Genomic DNA, 3512 nt, shown 5'->3' with positions numbered 1-3512 from the left:
AAGCGTGGTTATGCCAAAAGGGTCAGACGTCGCGCACCACCCCGTCACTGACCCTGGCCGGGGCCGGTGACGGGGCAAGTTTAGCAGAACGCAGATACAGAAGGGTCAGGATGCATAAGCAGTAGATAACGAGAGCTGCGAGGGCGATTGCTGAGAGGAACACCTTCGGGCATCGGTCATAGCGGGTCGCGACGCGCCTCCAGTCTTTGAGCCTGCCGAACATGATCTCGATGCGGTTGCGCCGCTTGTATCTCCGCTTGTCCACTGCCCGGCAGGGCATCACGCAGTGATGGCCCGAGAGGGGTATTTGACTGGCGTCTTGCGTTTCTTCCGGCCTGGGATACAGGCGCGTATCCTCTTGTCTTGCAACGCTTCTCTGAACCAATCAGCGTCATAGCCACGATCTCCGAGTAGCCATTTGACGTTTGGCAGGCCACTAAGCAGCGCACGTGCGCCGATATAATCGCAGACTTGTCCGGCGGTGACATACAGGTCAATTGGTCGCCCCTGACTGTCACAGATTGCGTGCAGCTTGGTGTTCATGCCGCCTTTGATACGACCGATCAGGCGACCACGCCCCCCTTTTTTCACGCCCATGCTGGTCGCTGTGCGCTGTGCCTTCAGATAGGTTGCGTCGATCATAACGGTCTTCGGTTCGCCGTGATCGGCGGCCAAGCCGACCATCATCCGCGCGAAGATGCCCTTGTCACTCCAACGTTTCCAGCGGTTGTAGAGTGTCTTGTGTGGCCCATATTCCGCCGGGGCATCGCGCCAACGTAAACCATTGCGATTAATGAAGATAATCCCACTCAACACGCGTCGATCATCGACGCGAGGCTTGCCGTGGGACTTCGGAAAGAAAGGCTCCAGACGCGCCATCTGCGCATCGCTCAACCAGAAGAGATCAGAAATGTTCACCGCTCGATTTTCGAGCCGTGAATCACGCTGATACCGGGAAATCAATGGGTCCTGAACCCAGAGTGACATTCGCTGCCAATTTGAGTGTCCTGCGGTGATGGCCCCTTATGGCCAGCCTTCACGTTGGCCAGAGACACCCCGTTTTTGGGGTGCCCCTTTCATTACGACTTCCTTGCCGATTATCGGACTGCGAGTTCATCGGCGGTTTTGCCGTTTTCGATGGCTTCGATGAACCATTTTGGTTGGCGGCCACGCCCGGTCCAGGTGAGTTCTGGATTTTCGGGGTGCTGGTATTTGGGTGCGCCTTTTGTTTTTGCGCCTTCGGTGAGTTCTGCGAGAGAGAAGCCCATATCTCGGGCGACGGCTTCAGCTGCTGCGCGTGCTTCAGCTTTGCGTCGTGTTTCAAAACTTTTGATAGCTTTGGAGACATCCTTTTCGAGCTGCTTTAGCTCGTCGAGGGACATGTTTTCGAGATCCGCCATTTTTTCCTCCGTGGAATTGTTTCGCCAATATGGAGGGTAAGTGCGATTTATCCAAGTAGGATAAATGTGATCATGGCATGTTAATTGATTGATCTATGCACTTTCAGTTGAGTTTATGTTTACTTTCGAGCGGGCAGGGGGCGATCGGCGATCCATCAAAGCGCGCAGGCCTTTGCCGAGATTGAGTGTCTTTTTGGGAGGTGGTGGGCTATACGGCCGGGCACCATATCGGCGCGGCCGTACGATTTTTGCCAATCAATCTGATCGCTTTATTGCGACCCGGCCCCGATTTTCGGGCGTTAGCTCGCCGGAGTTGCGGGCGCAGAAACCGGCATGCCGGCGTAGATTGTGGAGCCCACACTGACTTGCATGCGGCCGTCGGGCAGAAGTTTTTCGAAGAGGCCTTGGACGGAGATGTGCTGGCCGATTTTAATGGTTTTGATCATTTGCGTGCCTCGAATGACGGTGGGAGGTATCAGCACTTTGTCAGTGCTTCGTTAATTTTCGTGAGAGTGCTGCGGTGTTAGAAAGGGTTGGGGAATTTGGCAATCCCCGATTGTGCGCGGCGATCGTTTGAGTGCCGCTTTGTCGCGGGGGCTCGCGTCACGGGCGCAGCCCATGATCGTGCCGATCGTGGGGTGACTGACCTCAGTGCTGTCGTGGCACCAAGCTCTGGCCTCTCGTGGCGGCGCAAGGAGGGGGCTGCGAGCGCTTGGCCAAAGCCCGGTGCCCAACCCCTTCAATCTCAGACGCGGAGCCTCTAGCGGCCCTCTCAGGCGCTCCTCGCTGCCGGGTTTTGGGGGAATTCACGGTCGGGATGGCGCGCGGCGTAGCTCTGGAGGGAGGGTCGCTCCTCGCGGGATGACGCGTGATGTCCTGAGGTGAAAATCGCCACACAGACGCGGAGAGGCCTCCTGTGGCGTCGTTTTGTGATCTTGGCACCCCGTAGCGGGAAAATTAACCTCCGCCTATCTGGCGGCCCTGTATGGCGCTCTGGCGCGCATTCTGAGGGTGGCTCGTCGGGGCGTTTGCACTTTGCGGCTTCGGGCACTTCACGGAGGCGACCCCCGCCAGAGGCCGGCGTTACACTTTTTGCCCTTTATTTCAATGACTTGGCGCGGCCACCCAAGCGGCGTAACACTTTCTGGCGCGCTCGGCGTTACGCTTTTTTGTTTATTAATCAATGATTTGAAGGTCTGTAACGGCTGTAACGCCTCGGCGGCGGAAACTGTGTTTGTGTGTGTGCGTATGTGTGTATGTATATGTATATATCTATCTATATATCTGTTACAAATATAGATAAATACAATTATAGTAGACTTTTCAGAGACTTAGGGTGTAACAAGTCGGTGTTACAGGCCGTTACACCTGTTACGGCGCTGTTTTTGCTGGATTTTTGCGTCCGGTGGATTTTGTAATTTTGGCGCACTTTTCGACATTTTGCGCAATTTTGGCCAATACGCCCCTGGCAGAACGGCGTAACCCTTTGTTTTTATGGATGTAACAGCGCAGCGCTGTTTATCGGACTTTCGAGGTCGGATTTGGGGGCGCGCAACGCAGGATTTGGGCAGATCGGCGGGTCTCAGGCCGAAGTTTTCGACCTCGCGGGGGTGCGTTTCGGGGAGTAAAGGGGTGTCGTGCGTTACGGCGGGGCCTTTGGGGGGCGTTGACCCTTGCCATGACGCGCTGTCATCCCGTCAGGCACGTGACGGGGGTTGTGTGCCGCCGGACACACGCCGCACGATCCAAGGGTGACCGCACCGTCAATGACCGCAAGGGTCTGAGCCCTGTGGGCCTGACAGGGTCGTGACGGCCGGTGCTGCGGATCGAGGGGTGGCGAAGAGCGGCTGTGGCCGCCAAGTGCGGTTAATGTGGTGTCCAGTGCGACGGCGCGAGATGCGGGGATGTCACGGGCCTGCGGGTGGTCGAAGGGGGGTGCCGAGCGCTCGCGCGAGGCGGGTGCCGGATGTGTTGGGTGGCGTTGGGGTGAACTCACGGTGAAGCGCTGCGCCTGATAATTGGTATTATGTATTTGTGTTATATTATAACACTTTCTGCTTCCGCGCGTGCCATCTAGGAGGTTTTCAACGGCCGTTATACGGTGCATGTTGC

General features: G+C 56.7%; 2 protein-coding genes and 1 pseudogene. All 3 read right to left on the bottom strand.

The window, feature by feature from the left end:
- Positions 1-115 precede the first annotated feature (115 nt).
- Positions 116-912: pseudogene (locus ACN5AZ_RS18555) on the bottom strand (IS5 family transposase); the annotation flags it as partial.
- 185 nt (positions 913-1097) lie between these two features.
- Entirely contained in the window at positions 1098-1400 is a 303-nt protein-coding gene (locus ACN5AZ_RS18550; RefSeq protein WP_419430383.1) for an H-NS family nucleoid-associated regulatory protein, read from the bottom strand.
- 299 nt (positions 1401-1699) lie between these two features.
- Entirely contained in the window at positions 1700-1846 is a 147-nt protein-coding gene (locus tag ACN5AZ_RS18545) for a hypothetical protein (protein WP_419430382.1), read from the bottom strand.
- Positions 1847-3512 lie beyond the last annotated feature (1666 nt).

Origin of the sequence: Sagittula sp. SSi028 (assembly GCF_048553715.1) — a bacterium.
Classification (GTDB): domain Bacteria; phylum Pseudomonadota; class Alphaproteobacteria; order Rhodobacterales; family Rhodobacteraceae; genus Sagittula.
The sequence above is the reverse complement of the archived record's forward strand: the minus strand, read 5'-3'. Positions and strand labels throughout refer to the sequence as shown.